Origin of the sequence: Corynebacterium atrinae (assembly GCF_030408455.1) — a bacterium.
Taxonomy (GTDB): Bacteria; Actinomycetota; Actinomycetes; order Mycobacteriales; family Mycobacteriaceae; genus Corynebacterium; species Corynebacterium atrinae.
Window position 1 is genome coordinate 2,519,669 of sequence record NZ_CP046977.1, and the last position, 17,803, is coordinate 2,537,471.

Here is a 17,803-nt window from a genome sequence, read left to right on the forward strand (position 1 = left end):
CTTAGCTGACATGAACAATCCGTTACCTGGTGTTTTCGTAGAGCTTAAGAGAAGTTCAAGTACGCCTTCGAGGGAGTCGGGCCACGCTGACCCTGGTACTTCGAACCTAACGCACCAGCGCCATAGGGAGTTTCCGCGGGCGAGGACATCTTGAACAGGGCCAGCTGACCGACCTTCATCCCAGGCCACAGCACGATCGGCAAGTTGGCCACGTTAGACAGCTCGAGGGTGATGTAACCGGAGAAGCCGGGATCGATGAACCCAGCAGTGGAGTGAGTGAGCAATCCCAGACGCCCAAGGGAGGACTTACCTTCGAGACGGCCAGCCAGGTTAGGAGGCAGAGTGAACTTCTCCAGAGTAGAGGCCAACACAAACTCACCTGGGTGCAACACGAAGGGGTCCCCCTCGTCCACCTCGACCAAACTGGTCAGCTCGTCTTGCTGCAGCTTCGGATCAATGTGGGTGTACTTGGAGTTGTTGAATACCCGGAAGTATCTGTCCATGCGCACATCGACGCTCGACGGCTGGATATTCTCTGCGGCAAAAGGCTCGATGCCCAGTTCGCCGGAGCTGATGGCGGTACGGATGTCACGATCGGAAAGGAGCACGCCGTCAGTCTACGGCACGCAGCAGCCTGGACGTTTTGCTCCCCACACTCCAGTGAGTGCTAGACTCATCCGGTAGCTCATCACGAGCAGATGCCGGCGTAGTTTAGTGGTAGAACATCAGCTTCCCAAGCTGAGAGTGCGAGTTCGATTCTCGTCGCCGGCTCAAAAGAAAAGTAACCTCTGAGCAGTCAGTTTAGGAGCTTGGTGGGAGTTTTTGCGCCTGGTGGCCGGTGGAAAAGTCGCCAGTTTCATAGCCACTGGCTTCTCTCAATTCTATCGCAGCCATACGAAACGCGCGTGAGCACTGCAGCCAGATGCACTCATACAAGCGATTTAGCTACTTCGCCTGAGATCGGCAAAAACAGATGAGCTATCTACCCCTTCCACTCACCTAAATCGGGCGAGGCCTAGCAACGCAATCTGGTGCCCGCACCTGGACTTATCCGTAGACCGCGAGATCGTCGATCAGCTCCCTAAAGGAGCAACTGCAAATGATCAAAACAAGCTTGCGAGTCATATACAATCCTGTATGAAAACGACAGACTCCATGCGAAGTGGGCTCTCTGCATTGCCAATACAGACCAGACGATCCTCAGGGCCCGTAGCCATACCAAGCCACATACGGACAATCAACCCCGGCATATAATCGTACAATATGCCTGGCACCCCTACATTCTAAATATCGTCAAGTTACAACAAGGTGAAGGAAACTAGGTATGACCAGAATTCTTGACAATCTGTCTGACGATACGACAATGGGCAATCACGCAAGAACCATGTTCAAAGCATTCGATCGTTTGGATGTTGCGACAGGCTATTTCAACCTACGAGGTTGGAGCCTGTTTTGTGACATCGTGGACTTGAAAATTTCCGCGAATCGACCGCTCCCTGTTGCACGTGTGCTGATTGGAATGGTGCAAGGCTCTGCCCATCAGGAGGTGATTGCCGCCTACCAACGCGAGATCGAAGGAGAAGAAGACGTCACTGCTGATCGCGAGATCGCTGTGCAGCGCAGAAAAGCGCTACTTGAGATCTTACGTGGGCAGTTGATGAGAGGCATCCCAACGAACACCGATCGACAGACCCTAGCCCACTTGCAGGACCAAATCAAAGCAGGTGCCGTCGAGATTCGAGTCTTCTGCGATCAGCCCCTACACGGAAAGGCCTACATTTTTCACCGTGATGACCCATCTCAGCCAACGATGGGGCTGGTAGGATCATCCAATCTCACCTATCCTGGCATGACTTCGAATCTGGAGTTGAACACAGATGTCGTAGATGCCGACGGAGCGGAGAAACTCTCTCAGTGGTTCGAAGGGCGATGGAATGATGACTGGAGTTTGCCTATTGGCCCAGAACTTTTAGACCTCCTCGAAGAGTCCTGGGCCTCACCAACTCCGCGCCCACCGCAAGACGTCTTCTTAAAAGTCTGCTACGACATGTCCCGGGATGTTCGTGAAGGCTTAGACGAATATTCACTAACCGGACGTATAAGCGATGAGTTGTTGGAATACCAGGCAACGGCGGTGAAAACACTAGCCCGTCGAGTAATGATGCGTGGGGGGACGATGCTCGGCGATGTAGTCGGCCTGGGAAAAACACTGACTGCCATCGCAGTGGCGTTGATGTTACGCGATGAGTATGGCTACCAGCCGTTGGTGATTTGTCCAAAGAACCTCCAGACAATGTGGGAAGAACACCTCGGGGCGTATGATTTGCATGGCCGGGTCGTTCCCTACTCGATGAGCCATTCTCTGAATGATCTCCGACGCTATCCCTTCGTGATTGTGGATGAGTCCCACACGCTACGCAACGAAAAAACACAGACCTATCAGAACGTGCAACGTTATATCATGACCAATGATTCAAAAGCACTATTACTGACAGCAACTCCATTCAACATCAAATACTCGGACGTCGCAAATCAATTGGGGCTGTTCATAGATGACGATGAAGACCTTGGATTGCAACCATTGGCGGCTTTGTCAAAGGCAAACTTTGCCGAGAACATAGAATTCGGCCTGTCAACTTTGGCAGCATTTCGAAAGTCAGACGAGTCGGAGGACTGGAAACGACTCATGGGCGAGCATCTAGTTCGGCGAACCCGATCCTTTGTGAAAGAGAACTACGCAAGCACTAACAAGTACGGACAGCAGTACTTGAATTTTTCGAATGGCCAGCAGTTCCTCTTCCCGAAACGCATCGCTAAGCCAGTTGACCACCAGTTCCATGGGGAGGACCCCGCAGCCCTAATGGTTGAAGACATGACGCTGGACACGATTGCCTCATTGAAGTTGCCCCGTTATGATTTATATTCTTACGTGTCCCCAGCAGGCAAAAAACAAGCGACTCCGGAAGAAGTCGCAATTCTCGAGGACTTGGAGCGTTCACGTGGACATGTGTCGGGATTTGTCCGCACGAATTTCTACAAGCGGCTCTCTTCGTGCGGCCATTCATTCATTTTGTCACTAAAGCGGCATTTTGCCCGAAATCAACTTTTTATGTACGCAATTGACGAAGAACTTCCGATTCCAGTTGGAACCATTGATGCCAACGTTTTGAGGGGCGATTCCGACTCTGGCGAGGAATCCTCGATTGGATCGAGACTTCAAACGGCAGGAGATTCGGCTGAAGAGTATGAGCGCGTGGCAGGCAAACCTAGCCCCGACATTAGGTGGGTGCGCCCATCATTGTTTGTTAGCAGACTACGTGACGAACTTGAGTCTGATAACCGCGCCATCTCCTACCTTTTATCCTCCTACGGTCCATGGACTGTGGAAAATGACTCAAAACTGCGAGCACTCCTAAATCTAGTTAAAACGGAGCATCCTGGAGAGAAGATACTTGTCTTCACAGAGTACAAAGACACAGCAAACTATCTCGCATCTGCACTGCGACAGGTGGGTGTAGAAAACGTTGGGCTTGCCACAGGGGACACCGATGATCCCACAGCGGTGGCTCGACGGTTTTCCCCGAAATCAAACGCAAAGTTAGTTGCTCATAATGAAGACTACATTGGTGAAATGAACGATGAGCTGCATATCTTAGTCGCAACGGATGTATTGTCCGAAGGGCAGAATCTCCAAGATGCTCATATTGTGGTTAACTACGATATTCCTTGGGCGATCATCCAACTTATTCAACGTGCTGGCCGAGTAGACCGCGTTGGACAAGAAGCTGGCACGGTTTTGATTTACACCATTTCACATGGCTCGGTGGAAGATGTGCTAAATCTACGGCAGAGGGTACAACAGCGACTGGCTGCCAACGCTGCTACTTTTGGCTCTGATGAATCATTCTTTGACACTGAAGAAGAAGTGGCGATTATTCGTGACCTATACAATGGCCACATCGATGATATCTCCCACGAAGATGATGTAGATGCCTCATCCCTTGCTTATGAAATTTGGAATAAAGCTACGAAGAATGATGCTGACCTTGCCGATCGTATTGCGCGTCTTCCAGATATGATTGATGCAACCAGAGCCTTCCGGCTGTCCGACCAAAGGTGCGGGGTTGCTGCACATGTTCAAACTGAATCTGGGATGGATCTCTTTGGCTGGGCTAGCAAAGACGGAGAAATGCATCTCCTAACCGGGCATGAGGCCCTGAGAATTTTTGAGTCGACTCCTTTTGAGCCGGGGTTGGTCCGTTCAACCGAGCATGACTCTTTGGTGAGAGAACTGGTGAAATCCGGTCCGCTGAAAGAACAAAATAGCATAGCAGGCAGACTACGAGGAGAACGTAAGATCCTATGGAATCGCCTCGGAAACCAACTCAATCTGATACACGACCCAGCGACGGACCAAGCACTCGACGCGCTGTTCCAGAGGCCTCTAACCAAGCTAGCGACGAATAGACTCAGATCAGCGCGTCGCAGAGGCGCTAATGACGTGGAACTACTCGAGCTTCTCCGCACCTTGCACATTCGAGATGACCTGGTCATCCAGACTCGCAGCGGTAAGGATCAAATCCATATTGTTTCCGTGATGGGAATTGCAAATGACTGACCAATTGATGCGGCTGGTTGATGTAGACGACTTCGAACAGCTATTTCGCAAGCTAGGCTGGTCGAAACCTGACCATCCTCGGGAATTCGAAGCTCATGGAGCCCATCTCGACAAAGTCGCCACTTACCGAGGCCTGGCCGTGTGGGTTTGCTACCAACTTCCAACACGTCCTGTACAACGACGCATCGACACTGAACTGTCGAAAGTCAGTGCGGAACGGCTTGTTATCTTCACCAACGGTGGCATCCAAGACTGGCGCTGGCCTAGGCATGCGAAGCTAGGTTCCGTTAACGCTAAACTCATGGCACACCGCCACGAGACCGATACTCCGGACCCTGATTTGCTTCATCGTCTCGAAGCCATGAGAATCGGGATTGATGATGATTTCCTGTCGTTGCCAGCTTTGGTGGAACGAATGCGGCAGGTGTTCGATCGCGAATCAGAAACCGCTTCCTCTAAGGCCGCACGACTGATGGGTCGCTTATATGAGGACCTAGCTACAGCAGGAATGGAAACTAGTCAAGCCACTCAGATGCTTGGCAGACTACTATTCCTCTGGTTCGGCGATGACACTAGTATGTGGACCAAAGATGCTTTCCACAACTGGCTCGCTGAGCATACCACCTCCGAAAACCTTACTGACAAGCTTTCTGAGCTATTTGATGCAGTCAACAACCCTGCACTGGACCTCGTGGGAACACCAGGAGTCTCAGGTGAGTTTGCCGGTTTACGTTATATCAACGGTGGCCTCTTTTCCAACCGGCTAGAAATACCAGCCCTTCCTTTGAAGTTCCGCCAGGAAGTATTAGACGCGTCTGGCTTCGACTGGTCCGTGATCAGTCCGGCGATCTTCGGATCTATGTTTCAAACCGTCAAGGACTCCAAAGCTCGGCGCGAAATGGGCGAGCACTACACGACTGAGGCGAATATACTCAAGACTTTACGCCCGCTGTTCCTAGACGAGCTGGAGCGCAAGCTCGAAGACTCGTGGGACAACAAGGGTGAACTGACCCGGCTCCACAATCGGCTAGCCGGAATCCGTCTTTTGGATCCAGCGTGTGGCTGTGGCAATTTTCTTATTGTCGCCTACAAGGAAATGCGTGCCCTGGAGCTACGCCTCATCGGCAGAAGACGCGAACTCGACTGGCGTGACGGCATCTACAAACAAGAGCACCAGCTCCGTCTGCAAGGCGACGGGATGGAGGACACTGTCGTTCGAATGTCCCACTTCGCAGGGATCGAAATCGAGGAATGGCCGGCTGCTATTGCTTCCACCGCCATGCTCCTAGTTGACCACCTCGCCAACCAGCACATGGCCGAATTGCTGGGAACAAGCCTGGTCCGTCTACCTATTGACGACTTCAACCGAGCCGGTATACATATCGGCAATGCACTACGCACAGACTGGGCCGACGTCGTGCCCGACGGGAATGAGATCTACTGCACAGGAAATCCCCCATTTATTGGACAGTACCTAAAGGCTGCAGACCAAAAGGAAGATCTTCAAATCGTGTGGGGCAAAGACTACGCAGGCTATCTCGACTACGTCACGGGGTGGTACAAGAAGGCCGCTGATTTCCTCGAAGGCCATCCAAGAGGCAAGTTCGCTTTCGTCTCCACCAACTCGATAGCCCAAGGCCAGCCGGTACCTGCGCTGTTCCGCCCACTGTTTAACGCTGGCTGGCACATCAGCTTCGCCCACCAGTCATTTCAGTGGGAATCCGAGGCTCCTGGCATGGCACACGTCCATTGTGTCATCATCGGCTTCGAAAGGGGGACTCGAGCCCCGCGCAGGCTCTTCACTTATGCCGACATTAAGGCTGAGCCAGAGGAACGACAAGTCAAGAACATTAACCCGTACCTGGTAGACGGCCCAGACGTGTTCGTAGAGAAGCGTTCCAAGCCATTGGCGGACCTGCCAGCGACTAGATATGGGTCCAAGCCAGCCGATGGAGGATTTCTGATCGTTGAACAAGAGGATTATGAAGCCATTATGGCTGACCCAATCGCCGCTCAGTACGTCAGGCCATTCGTAGGAGCGCGGGAACTCATTCACGGGCTTCCTCGGTGGTGCCTATGGCTCGTAAACGCGGCACCAAACGAAATCGAAGAGTCGATAGTCCTGAGTGAACGAGTTGGTGCCGTAAGGCAATTCCGGTTAGAGAGCAAGAAGGAATCTACTCGATCGCTGGCACAGACGCCACACCTATTCGGCGAGCGCCGCCCTGCCTTAACCCCCTATGTCTGCGTCCCATCGGTTGTCAGTGAACGGCGAGCTTATATTACCGCACGCCACTTGGACCACTCAGTCATCGCTAGCAACCTGGCCTTCACCGCAGACGATCCTGACGGATTCCTCTTCGCCATAATCTCTAGTTTGATGTTCATGACCTGGCAACGACTCGTTGGCGGAAGACTTGAATCTCGTCTTAGGTTTTCCAATACAGTAGTCTGGAACAACTTCCCTATACCTCCGATGCAAAAAGAGCTGCGTGAACGCATCGTTGCCGCAGGAGCGCAAATCTTGGAAGCAAGGGAGATTTCAGATGGCCAGTCGCTGGCCGAACAATACTCTGAACTGGGGATATTCGCCGACCTAAAGCATTCTCACGAAATTCTGGACGAGTTGGTAGATTTGGCATTTGGCCTCACCGGGCCCACCTCGGAAGGGCAGCGTATTGAGGCCCTATTTTCCCAGTACCTTCGATTAGCTTCTACTGACTAAGCTTCAGGTAGCTTTTAATAAGCGCTCGCTCACGCTGGTCGATTGATGACATGTCAAGATTAAAGAGTCTATCGACAGCAGCATCGAGTGCAAAGTGTGCGTCACGGAGCTCGTCATCTAAGGGGGTCTTAGAGTATATATTCGCGAGAGAACCATCGGATAGAGCTGACCGAACGTGAACGATGTGTTGGCCGGCTTTTACTATTGAAGTGCGTTCTTCAACACTAGGAGTGGGAAGAGGGAATGTGTTCCAAACTAGCGTATTTGAAAAACGAAGGTCTGATTTTAGCCTTCCGCCAACGAGTCGTTGCCAGGTCATGAACATCAAACTAGAGATTATGGCGAAGAGGAATCCGTCAGGATCATCGGCCGTAAAGTTGGCATCGCCTGAAATGTCCCCTTCATTGAACCATTTGACAGTCGCAAAATCCCGAGTCTCAGAGAAATGTCTCGGTATACATACGTATCCGTGTGTCGGTTGTCTCCGTTCGCCGAATTGATGCGGGATTGCTGCCAAAGCTCTCGTGCCAGCCTTTTTACTCGCAGATCTAAACTGGGTCACTTGTGCAAGGCGTTCCGCGACGACAGGCGATTTGCGGGCTTTGTCTACCTCACTGTCTGAAATCCATAAGCACCATCTTGGCAGCCCGTGGATTAGCTCCTTCGCCCCTACGAATGGCCTGACGTACTGAGCGGCGATTGGGTCAGCCATAATGGCTTCATAATCTTCCGGCTCCACCAAGAGAGCTCCCCCATCAGTGGGCTGCGAGCCTTTGGTAACACGAGGCAAGTCAGCCAATGGCTTGGAACGCTTCTCTACGAACACGTCTGGGCCGTCTACCAGGTACGGGTTAATGTTCCTGACTTGTCGTTCCTCTGGCTCAGCCTTAATGTCGGCATTGTCACCAAATGCGATGCCCAATGGGTCGGATGTAACGTGAGCTATGAATAATAGTCAACAGATGAGTATCCCCACCAGCTGGGATTGGGCTGTTTCTTCATGGCTCTCAAGCCTTCACGCGAAGGGCCTAAGCTCCTCTACCATCGCCTTGTACCGTTCCCATGTCTCCCAGCTAGCTCGGGGTTTGGCTTGCTCGCCAGAATCGGTGAGCACAGAATCTCTCGAAGAGTGGTGTGCTAAGCAGAAGTGGGCGAGCGTGACTCGCAGAAGCGCGTACATCGTCTACGGTCAGTTCTTCACGCACCTGCATGAAAGGACCGGCGCCGCCAACCCCACACACTCTTTAACAAGCCCACCGCCACCACCCCGTGAGCCCCGTCCCGCGCCAGAAGAAGCCATCGCCGAGGCGTTGAGGACAGCTGACCCTCGCGTAGCTCTGATGATTCACTTAGGGGCGACGCTCGGCTTACGCATCGGAGAGATTGTGTTGATTCATCGCGATGATATAGAACAGGAGTTCACTGGCCCAGTACTGCGGGTACACGGGAAAGGTAACAAGAAGCGCTCAGTGCCGATAAGCCAAGAGTTCGCTTCTGAGCTACTGGAATGGTGCAATCGGGTGAACGGATGGGCATTCCCTTCTCAACGTGGAAAGCATCTGACGCCACACTCCGCGTCGGCAATTCTCAGCGCAGCCTTGCCAGGCAAGTGGACAGCGCACACCTTGAGGCACCGTTTCGCCACTATGGCCTACGAAGTGGATCGTGACATCTTGACGGTGCAGCGTCTGCTGGGGCATGCATCCGTAGCAACCACCATGCGTTACGCGAGACCACCACGTGAGGCCTTAGTGCGGGCAGTCCAGGGAGCATCACTTGGTGACGTTCCTTCACCCGCGATCTGCCTTGACTTTCGAGGTTCGGATGTCACTGTCACACCAGAGGGTTTACACTTCGTTTCCACAGACGGAACCGAATACACATTACAGTTCGACGAAGCCATTCAATCTTCCCTCTTTGACCAAGTAACCTCGGACCGACCCGAGGCTTAGCAAGAGACCCTAGCCAGGGGAGTGCTCCCAATGTCGGTCCCCACTTCACAGCGGAGACTTTGCAAACAGATCGAGTGCACGACTAACCGGTCCGCTACCCGCGGAGAATCTTCTCCATCTTCTTCCCCTTGGCCAGCTCGTCGACGAGCTTATCCATCCAGCGGATCTGCTGCATGAGGGGATCTTCGATCTCTTCGACGCGTACCCCGCAGACCACGCCGGTGATCAGTCCCGTGTGTGGATTCATCGCCGGGGCTTGGGCGAAGAAGTCCCGGAGATCTCCCTCGAAAGTGCGCAGCTGCGCACTGGAATAGCCCGTTAACCAGGTGAGAACCTCGTCGAGCTCAGCGACAGTCCTGTCCTTGCGTTCGACCTTGGCCACGTAGAGGGTGTAGATGTCGGAGAAGGGGTAGGCGTAGACGCGTTCGTTGGACATGAGTCTCCTTAAATCAAACTTTCGTACGCGCACAGTCATACTTTGGTGCTCGCAGGATCAAACTTTCGCGCGCGCAGCTGCGCGCGGCAGCTTAGGGACAGCGGACGATCGGCTGCGGGTCGTACACGGTGGTCTGGGTCTCGCGGGAGATTTCCCCGCCCGAGAGGTTGCGGATGATGCGGGTATCCGACGTGGTAAAGCCGGGGGCACCCCCGGATGGGATGCAGCCCGAGCCAGAGACTCGTTGCTCGCGCGGCTGGGTGGGGGCCCAACGCCCGCCGTTGACGGATTCGACGGTGACGGTCTTCACGCCTGACAACGTGACCGTGACATCGCCGCCGCCGACGGAGGTGTCAATGCGGACCGGATAGTTGGAGTTGTTGCGGAACTTGAGATCGATGGCCCCCTCGAACACGGTGGCTTCGCGGCCCGCGGGATAGCGGGAGATGTAGTAGCTGTGGGCCGTGTGGGCCACATCTTCCATGCCGGCGAAGTACGCGGCGTTGTAGAGGGTGGTGGCGAACTGGCTGATGCCGCCACCGACTGCCTCGCCTGCGCGGCCGTTAATGATGATGCCCGAATCCACGTACCCCTGAGCAGCACCGCGGGGCCCAGTGTAGCCGTTGAGAGAGAAGGTATCGCCGGGCGCGACGATCGCACCGTTGACCACGGAGGCGACGCGGGAAATGTTGACTCCGGAGGAGGCTGAGTATCCGGAGGTGGTGAAGCTACCCACGGTCTCGTTGAACGTTGCCACTTGGGCCATTTCGGTGGTGAAGGTTGCGGGGTCGTCCTCGTACTCGGCGTCCCACGTGCGCTTGGGTTCGCTAGTGGAGAGGATGCGTTCGTTGAGCTCGCCGAGGGTGGTCTCCCAGTTGATCTTTTCGCCGTCGACGCTGGGTGTGACGGTGCGGGAGGAGCCAGAGAAGGCGATCTGGGCGTTTTGTTTCCTTTTCTCGGTCTCGCCTAGCGCTTCGGTAAGGATTGCTTGGGCGGCTTCGTGGTTGATGTCGGTGCGCAGGGCCCCGGCATCGGGAACGAAGGTGACCACTTCGCCCATGCGGGGAAGATCGATGACGCCGGTGACGTCGTTGCGGCCCTTGACGGAGATGGCAGAGGTCAACGCGTTCGCGGCGTCACCCTTGGCGGCCTTGTCGACGTCGTCGGTATCGATGGCCGGGGGCGTGATGTTAGCGTCGGCCTCAACCCCGGAGGGGTTGAGCCAATCGGCGGTGACGACGGTGCGCAGTTGCGCGCCATCGACGGACTGACCGTTGATGGGATCGGTGATGTTGACGCGGGCGTCGATAAGAGAAACAGCTCCATCGACGGGATCACGGGTCAGCTGTGCCTGCAAGTGCTCGAGCTGGGGGGCGAGGAGCGCCTCGTCGGCGTGGGAGGCGATGGGCGCCTCGGAGTTGCCGCCGAATAGGCCATTGAGTTTGACCAGCGGGTTCGCTGATTCGGTGCCGATGTCGTCGACGGTCTGCTGCCAATCAATGACCATGCCGGCCTCGGCGGGGACGAAAGTAGTAGCCATCTCGCCAGCGCGGACGTCGACGGCGCGGGTCGGGACATCACCAAGTTCAGTTTCCAGCAGCTCGCGCGCGGCAGTCGGTTCCATCCCGCCGATCGCGACGCCGCCAACCGTGGTGCCGCGGGGGATATTTCCCTTGGTCAGGGCGTAATCAATGCCGTAGGCGATGCCGCCGACCGCAATGAGGCCGACGAGGGTGCCCCCGACGATCCGGGTCACTCGACGGCTACCACCCTTGGCGTGGCTGTTTGACTTACTCACACGTCACACACTAACCGGCTCACCCAGGAAACACATACTCCAGAGTGCACGCTTAGAGGCCTGAGTCGAGCAGCTGCCGTTGCACCCGATAGGCGGAATCATCAATTTGTTGTTGGGGGATCTGGCCAGTGTTGACGGCCGCCTCGACGCTACTGATCACATCATTAAAATCCGAGACGGAGGAAAACAGGGCTTGATCCGCGCCCGCCGCAATCGCCATCGACACCGCCAGCGGCAGCGGGTGCTTATCCGTAATCGCCCGCATCCCCGCCAAGTCGTCGGTGTAAATCAGGCCAGTGAAGGGGATGCCATTGGGGTACTCCCCGCTGCGCAGTAGCTGGTAGGCGGCCGGATTGAGGCTGGCGGGCAGCGCCTCACCTAAACCGGGCACCACCATGTGGCCCACCATCACGGCGGCACGCTTTTCGCGCAGGGCGATGGTGTACGGGACCAAATCATGGGCCTTGAGCTGATCCAGCGGAGGAGTCACCGCCAGTTCGTAATGTGTATCCCCGCTAGCTTGCCCATGCCCAGGGAAATGCTTGAACACGGGAGTAATCCCGGCGGCCTGCAGGCCCCGAGCGAAGGCGGCACCGTACTCCCCCGCCCGGGTGGGATCGGTGGAAAAAGCGCGGTCGCCGACGACATCAAGCGCCGCGGTATCAACGTCGATGACCGGAGCGAAATCGACCGTGATCCCATGCCTGCGCAAGGACTCACCCAGGCGATGAGCGTGCTCCTCAACCTGTTCGACGCTCATTGTTGAGGCCAGCTCGCGCGGCGAGGAATGCGAGCCCAGCACCTCCTCGTGGCGTTGCACGCGGCCGCCCTCGAAGTCAATCGACACCGAAAATGGCCGCCCGATAACGCGCCGCAGCTCGGTGATATCGCGCCCCTGAGCGGTCAGGAGCTCCGCATCCGCCCAGCTCGGGATGAAAATTCCACCGGCGCCTTGCTGCAGTTTCGCCAGCGCATCATCAAAATTCGCCACCCCGACCACCAGGAGAGACGCCACTTTGGCCCGCTGGTCTTGCGGCACGCGCTCACGGACCGGGTCCGGCGGAGGAACCGAGCTTATCGACGCCGCCGGAGCACCGTGGACGGTGCCCGCAGGGTCGGGCGAGGGGGACGTCGAAAAGCAGCCGACGAGGAGGCAGGACGCCGCCACGGCGGCTGCCACCGATGTCACCTGCTTCATAAACACACAACCAGTGTGCCCGAATGAGCGCCCAGATAGAATCAGGGCCACCATGCCACCGGCGAAAAGGGAGTCCCCGTGTCCACCACCATGCTCATCGCCTACGACGGCTCTGCCGAAGCGCGGCGCGCCATGACTTACGCCGCCCGGCTCCTCGTGCCCACCGAAGTAGAAATCCTCACGGCGTGGGAGCCCATGCACCGCACCGCGGCCCGCAGCATCGGCATGTCAGGACTGCACCAGGCTGAATGGGTCACCGGCGCCGAAGACGAGGACCCGGCCTACGCCACCGCGCGCAGCACCTGCCGGGAGGGGATGGAGCTGGCCGAATCCCTCGGCTTGACTGCCCGCGCCCACCTCGTGGAGGCGGAAACTGCCCTCTGGTGCGCGATCGTCGACGCCGCCCAGGAGCTTCGCCCCGATGTCATCGTCGCCGGCACACGGGCGATGAGCGGCTGGCGATCCCTTTGGCAGCCCTCAACCGCGGGCTCGGTCCTGCAGAACGCGGGCATCCCTGTGTTTATCGTCCCACCGGCGGAAGGGCCGGAAGAATTCGGGGAATAGTCCTGCTAAAATTCCGAGCCATGGCCAATTCCTCCGAAACCGCCCGCCGCCGCGCCTTGAGCTCCGTGGTGGCCAGCGCGGTTGTGGGAATTGCCCTGGGCATCATTTCAATCATCGGGATCGCGACATTCTCCGGGCAAGACACCGTGCCGCAGGGAAACGCGGTCCCCGCCGAGGATGCCCTCTTGGGCGGCCCTGAGTACGGCACTCGCGGCTAACACCGCCCCTATGCTCCGGCGCCCGCCCGTCCAGCACCTGATCGGCTGGCTGTTCATCTCCCTGTTGGTGTGGGCCCAATCACCGGGACGTACCTCGGCGGATACCAAGCATGACCTGGCGGCCAACCCTGCCGGTTTCTTAGCTGGCGCTTTACACGCCTGGACGGATACTTTCGCCCTCGGGCAATTGCAGAACCAGGCCTATGGCTACCTCTTCCCCCAAGGGGCGTTCTTCCTGCTCACCGATGTGTTGCCGAGTTGGGTGGCGCAGAGAATGTGGTGGACGTTGGTGCTCGGCGTTGGGTTCAGCGGGTTTCTCCTGCTGGTGCAGCGCCTGCGCATCGGCAGCCCCGCTTTCCAGGTGCTGGCGGCGCTCCTGTTTGCGCTCTCGCCCCGCTCACTGAGCACGCTGACCTCGATCTCCTCTGAGACTTGGCCGGTCATGCTCGCCCCTTGGGTCATGGTGGCGGTGCTGGGAAAGCTGGGCTGGCGGGCCGTGGCGGCGGCCACCATCCCTGTCGCACTCATGGGGTCTGTCAACGCCACGGCCACGCTCGCGGCCTGTACCCCGGCAGGCTTGCTCTTGTTGTGGCGAGTGTTGCGACGTGACACTTTCGCTGCCCGCACTCTTTTCGGCTGGTTGGTCGGCTGCCTCCTGGTCAGCCTCTGGTGGATCGGCCCGCTGCTGGTGCTGGGCCGCTACTCCGCCCCGTTCACGGACTACATCGAGTCCTCGTTTGTCACCACCCGTTGGCTCAACCTCGTCGAAGTCCTTCGCGGCACGACGAGCTGGGCACCGTTTGTGGATACCGAACGCCTAGCGGGCACCGTTCTCGTTTCTTCCCCGGTGTTTGTCCTAGCTACCGTGGCGGTAGCCGCTCTTGGCCTGTGGGGACTGACCCGGCGCGACCTCCCTTTGCGCCATCTTTGGATCGGCATGCTTTTCGTGGGCGTCGGCATTCTGGGCGCCGCTCACGGGCCCCTGGCCGTACCGTGGTTGTCGTTCCTTGACGGCGCGGGCGCCCCCCTGCGCAACCTGCATAAGTTTGACCTTCTCGTGCGCCTTCCGCTCCTCGTGGGGCTCGCCGGGCTGGGGTCGATGTTGCGTTTACCTGCGGGTATGGGTACGGCACATGGGGGTCGACGGCAGGTGGCCGGTGCCCTCGTGGTCCTCATCGCAGCGGCCTCCCTGGCGCCGGCCTGGTCGGATCGGCTCCTGCCGCGCGGGGCCTATGAGCACGTGCCCTCCTATTGGCAGGAGGCGGCGAATTACCTCAACTCGGAAGCAGCTGGCACCCGGACCCTTATTACCCCGGAGGCCTCCTTCGCCCGCCAGACCTGGGGGTGGACCCGCGACGAACCCGCCCAGCCGCTGCTCGAGATCCCGTGGGCGGTTCGCGATGCCGTGCCCCTGGTCAATCCGGAGGCCATCCGGGGGCTCGACGGGGTAATGGCGGTATTGAACCACGATCCCGCAGCTGGGTATCACGCCCTCCGTCGTCTGGGCATTGGCGCCGTCCTCGTCCGCCACGACCTCGTTGGTACCCCCACTGCTATTGATGCCCACGCCCTCGCCGACGCGACTGGCGGTACGCTGACCACCTTCGGCGCGGAGGACCAGATCGAGATCGTGCTGTTCGACCCCCACGCCGACCTCATGATCAGCGATGCCGCCCCTGTCCGCGTGGCCGGCGGAGGCGAGTCGCTCGCGCTGCTGGATGCGCTCTCCGGACCTGGGCCCAGGAAGCTCGTCGACCGCGACGCCGACGTGGTCACCGATACTCCCCTGCTGACGGTGCGCAATTACGGCACCCTCCACGGTGCCACCAGTGCACCGCTGGCCAACCGTGGCGAAGGCTCCGATGTGAGCAACGCCGTCCCGGACTATCCCAGCGTAGGTCCCCTCACCCGGGTGGAGTCCCGCGGCGGCGAGGTCGCCGCCAGTAGCTCGGCCGCTGACGCCACCAGCTTCGGTGGGGCCGACCCGCGCCGCTCGCTCACCGCCAGCGTGGACCAGCGCCTCGACACTGCGTGGTGGCCCACCCCCGGAGCAGCTCAGGGCCAGTGGCTGCAGCTCACTCCCTCCGAGCCGGTGGTCAACCCACTGGTAACAGTCACCGCCACCGACTCGGCGACGGTCGTGGTCAACGACCTCACCGTGGAACTAACCGCTAATGAACCCACTGAGGTGCAGCTGCCGGGCATCGTCGCCGATGTTCGCGTAACGCTCACCTCCAACCAGGCCGTCGGCTTGGCGGAAGTGGCCATCGCCGGACACGAGATTTCCCGCCTGGTCACTGTCCCCGATACCTCACCGGACGTGCGCCAATTCCTCTTCCAGCGCCTGTTCGTCGACACCGGCGTGCTCATCCGCAGCTTCACCGCCCCCCGCCCGATGAGCGTGCGGCTGGAGGCACCGAACCGACGCCCCGTCACTATCGACGGCGTCGAATACTCCCGGGGCGATCTCATCGAGTTGCCCGCCGGGCAGCACCGCGTGGAAACCCGCGCCCAGTGGATCAGCCTCACCGAGGAGGGCTTCACCCCCTCCCCACCGTGGTCAATGACCGGCCGAGCGCTCATGGCTGACGACTCAGCGCGACTGCTCATCACCGGCCGCGCCGCCAACCCGGGGCTGCGGGCTCACCTCGGTGAGCAGGAGCTCGTCCCCATGACTATCGACGCCGCCACCCAGGCGTTCCTGGTCCCGGCCGGCACCGCGGGGGTCGTGCAGTTCAGCTTCGCTGGCGAGGCTCCCTACCGGTGGTCGTTGTTCGGTGGGGCCCTCCTCGGTGGTCTCACATTGTTGGCGGCCATCGGTATTCTGACCCGCCGCGGCCGCTGGCAGGCCGACCCCACCCTGGCGGTAACAACGGGCACCGGGCTCGGACTCCTCGTCCTCGCCGCGGTAAGCATTGGGCTGACGGCTGGTTGGCCCGGCTGGTTGGCCGGGGCGGCAGCGTTGGTGATCCGGCGGGTAACCATATTCCCCACCAGCATTATGGCCACGGTGCCAGTCCTTATCTCTGGGGCCTGGCTGGCCCGCGGCCCCTGGCCCAGCGCCGACTATGCCGGTGATTCGCTCGTGGTCGCGCTCCTATGTGCGGCCGCCCTGGCGAGCCTGTTGCCGGGTTCCTCGACGAAGACGTAGCTGGCCGCCGCGACCGGAATGCTCAAGGCAACGGTAAGTACGAGGACCTGGACCGTTGCGCCTTGGAAGGGGCCAATCCCCAACAAGGGAAAGGCCACCGACAGCATCGCCACATGCCAAAGGAAGATGCTATAAGACCATCGCCCGAGCGCCTGCATAGGAGCGCTGCACAGCCAGCCCTTTTCACTCGGAGCCAGGGCGACGGGTCCGACGATCACGGCTGCGAAGACCGCACCGGCTAGGACGCGCAGAACGAATTCACCGGGCTCGGGATGGGTGAGCCCCACGGGCCCAAACCACGGCTGCCCCGCCACCCAGGCCACCAGGATCGCGGCGATCCACCACGGCCAGCGCACACGCAACAATCGCTCAACTCGCCGTGGCACACGCCCTTCTATCTCAGCAGCCAGCAACCCCAGGGCAAACCACAACGCGAAGCCTGGTGGCCAGATCTGTCGGTTGGCCACACCGTCGGCAGGAGTGGAGGCGACGAAGGGCAGGTAGGCCCATCCGAGGCTGAGCAAAGCCGCCCCCAGGATGAGGAGGATGCGCACCTTCCGCGGGAAACCCCCAATGAGCAGGGCCAGGAGCGGCAGGGCCAGATAGAACCCGACCTCAACACTCAGTGACCATAGGTGTGTCAGGCCGGGCGCCAATGCATCCGGGACATACACCTGCGTGAGGGTGAGATTGGCCAGGATCTGCGACCAGCTCATCCGGGAGGCCTCTGGAAGCAACACTATGACCGCAACGACGCAGAACAAGTAGCCAGGCAGTATCCTGCCCGCCCGTTTCCACAAGTAGCGGCCGATCTCGGGACCCGTGCGATCGGCGTGGTGTCGGCGCCACAACAAAAAGGCAGAGAGGAAAAAGAACACCGCGACGAAGAAGTCGAAGCGCGCGAGGATCGATCCCACCGTCGAGGCCGGATCCACGCCAGTTTGAAAAGCCACGTGGGTGAGCAGAATGCCCAGAGCCGCCACGGCGCGTAGGCCCTCCAAGGCCGGGATGTGCCCGCTTTTGTAGGATGGGGAAATATCTGGCTGTGAGCCCTGCAATCGATTCGGTTGCGTCGGCGGATTTACCACAGCCTCGCCACCTCCCGAGAGTTTTCTCTATTGCGAACGAGCATAGTGGAAGGAT

12 protein-coding genes and 1 tRNA gene are annotated in these 17,803 nt (G+C 58.6%); 7 read left to right on the forward strand and 6 right to left on the reverse strand.

Going from position 1 to position 17,803, the window contains the following annotated elements; all coding sequences use genetic code 11:
* Positions 1 to 44: 44 nt before the first annotated feature.
* Positions 45 to 608 (reverse strand): dCTP deaminase, encoded by a 564-nt coding sequence (gene dcd, locus CATRI_RS12260; protein WP_290217992.1) that lies wholly within the window; start codon positions 606 to 608, stop codon positions 45 to 47.
* Positions 609 to 700: 92 nt separating this feature from the next.
* Here dcd and CATRI_RS12265 point away from each other — a divergent pair.
* The 3 genes from CATRI_RS12265 (at position 701) to CATRI_RS12275 (ending at position 7,343) form a co-directional block, all read left to right on the forward strand.
* Positions 701 to 771 (forward strand) — tRNA-Gly (locus CATRI_RS12265).
* 553 nt (positions 772 to 1,324) lie between these two features.
* The gene (locus CATRI_RS12270; protein ID WP_290217994.1) at positions 1,325 to 4,618 is read left to right on the forward strand and encodes a helicase-related protein; all 3,294 of its coding nucleotides are present in this window, start codon (positions 1,325 to 1,327) and stop codon (positions 4,616 to 4,618) included.
* Complete coding sequence (locus tag CATRI_RS12275) at positions 4,611 to 7,343, forward strand: class I SAM-dependent DNA methyltransferase (protein WP_290217996.1); 2,733 nt, start codon at positions 4,611 to 4,613, stop codon at positions 7,341 to 7,343. Before CATRI_RS12270 ends, CATRI_RS12275 begins: the two co-directional genes overlap by 8 nt.
* On the opposite strand, the gene CATRI_RS12280 is transcribed toward CATRI_RS12275, so the two are convergent.
* On the reverse strand, positions 7,333 to 8,265 hold the full coding sequence (locus CATRI_RS12280; protein WP_290217999.1) for a type IIL restriction-modification enzyme MmeI: 933 nt from the start codon (positions 8,263 to 8,265) through the stop codon (positions 7,333 to 7,335). The two genes, CATRI_RS12275 and CATRI_RS12280, sit on opposite strands and share 11 nt — an antisense overlap.
* A gap of 40 nt (positions 8,266 to 8,305) precedes the next feature.
* Between CATRI_RS12280 and CATRI_RS13600 the strand changes: the two genes are divergently transcribed.
* Positions 8,306 to 9,295 (forward strand): tyrosine-type recombinase/integrase, encoded by a 990-nt coding sequence (locus CATRI_RS13600; protein ID WP_353959726.1) that lies wholly within the window; start codon positions 8,306 to 8,308, stop codon positions 9,293 to 9,295.
* Between the two features lie 94 nt (positions 9,296 to 9,389).
* Here the strand turns inward: CATRI_RS13600 and CATRI_RS12285 are convergent, their stop codons facing one another.
* The 3 genes from CATRI_RS12285 to CATRI_RS12295 all read right to left on the reverse strand — a co-directional run bounded on the left by CATRI_RS12285 (position 9,390) and on the right by CATRI_RS12295 (position 12,727).
* Positions 9,390 to 9,731: a DUF2200 domain-containing protein gene (locus CATRI_RS12285; RefSeq protein WP_290218001.1), complete on the reverse strand. Its 342-nt coding sequence runs from the start codon at positions 9,729 to 9,731 to the stop codon at positions 9,390 to 9,392.
* Positions 9,732 to 9,822: 91 nt separating this feature from the next.
* A complete protein-coding gene (locus CATRI_RS12290) occupies positions 9,823 to 11,529 on the reverse strand; it encodes a VanW family protein (protein WP_290218002.1) in 1,707 nt (568 codons plus the stop codon).
* 52 nt (positions 11,530 to 11,581) lie between these two features.
* The gene (locus CATRI_RS12295) at positions 11,582 to 12,727 is read right to left on the reverse strand and encodes a glycoside hydrolase family 3 N-terminal domain-containing protein (RefSeq protein WP_290218004.1); all 1,146 of its coding nucleotides are present in this window, start codon (positions 12,725 to 12,727) and stop codon (positions 11,582 to 11,584) included.
* Positions 12,728 to 12,817: 90 nt separating this feature from the next.
* On the opposite strand from CATRI_RS12295, the gene CATRI_RS12300 reads away from it, so the two are divergent.
* Genes CATRI_RS12300 through CATRI_RS12310 form a run of 3 tightly spaced genes read left to right on the forward strand, consistent with a single transcriptional unit; the run spans position 12,818 to position 16,660 of the window.
* Complete coding sequence (locus tag CATRI_RS12300; RefSeq protein ID WP_290221184.1) at positions 12,818 to 13,291, forward strand: universal stress protein; 474 nt, start codon at positions 12,818 to 12,820, stop codon at positions 13,289 to 13,291.
* A gap of 20 nt (positions 13,292 to 13,311) precedes the next feature.
* The gene (locus tag CATRI_RS12305) at positions 13,312 to 13,509 is read left to right on the forward strand and encodes a DUF2613 domain-containing protein (protein ID WP_290218007.1); all 198 of its coding nucleotides are present in this window, start codon (positions 13,312 to 13,314) and stop codon (positions 13,507 to 13,509) included.
* A 10-nt stretch (positions 13,510 to 13,519) separates the two neighbouring features.
* Entirely contained in the window at positions 13,520 to 16,660 is a 3,141-nt protein-coding gene (locus CATRI_RS12310; protein ID WP_290218008.1) for an alpha-(1->3)-arabinofuranosyltransferase domain-containing protein, read from the forward strand.
* On the opposite strand, the gene CATRI_RS12315 is transcribed toward CATRI_RS12310, so the two are convergent.
* Entirely contained in the window at positions 16,576 to 17,748 is a 1,173-nt protein-coding gene (locus CATRI_RS12315) for an acyltransferase family protein (RefSeq protein ID WP_290218010.1), read from the reverse strand. The two genes, CATRI_RS12310 and CATRI_RS12315, sit on opposite strands and share 85 nt — an antisense overlap.
* Positions 17,749 to 17,803 lie beyond the last annotated feature (55 nt).